This is a genomic window from Micromonospora aridisoli (assembly GCF_056150025.1).
Genome location: NZ_JAXCFK010000085.1, coordinates 1 through 608 on the forward strand (window position 1 = coordinate 1; position 608 = coordinate 608).

General features: G+C 70.7%; 1 protein-coding gene. It reads left to right on the plus strand.

Annotation, left to right across the window (positions count from 1 at the left end):
- Positions 1 to 608, plus strand: a 608-nt coding sequence (locus SM447_RS29480) for a CocE/NonD family hydrolase (protein ID WP_474576133.1), incomplete at both ends; no start/stop codon positions are given.

A 608-nucleotide genomic window follows, 5' to 3' on the forward strand; every position in this document is an offset into this window, starting at 1 on the left:
CTCCACCCGGCTGCGGGACGGGCTCGCCACCGCCGACGTGGACGGCGACGGCCTCAACGACAAGTGGCCGCTCTTCTACGACAACTACTTCGTCCCGCGCGGCTACGCGGTGATCCTGCTCGACATGATCGGCACGAACAACTCCACCGGCTGTCCGGTCACCGGTGGTCGCGCCGACAACATCAGCGCGCCGACGGCGATCGACTGGCTCAACGGGCGGCGCGCGGGCCGCGACGCCGCCGGGGAGCGGGTGGTCGCCGACTGGCACAACGGGCGCACCGGCATGATCGGCAAGTCGTACGACGGCACCCTCGCCAACGCGGCCGCCGCCACCGGCGTCAAGGGCCTCACCACCATCGTGCCGATCTCCGCCATCTCCAGCTGGTACGACTACTCGCGCAGCAACGGCCTGGTGACCCGGGCCAACAACTACTCCGGCAGCCTCGCCAACACCGTCACCAACCCGGAGCGGCGCGCGTACTGTGCTCCCGTCCGGGACCAGATGGGTGTGGCGGGCGACGACGCGACGGGCGACTACAGCGACTTCTGGGCCGAGCGGGACTACGTGCCGCACGCCGACCGCGTCCGGGCCAGTGTCTTCGTGGTGC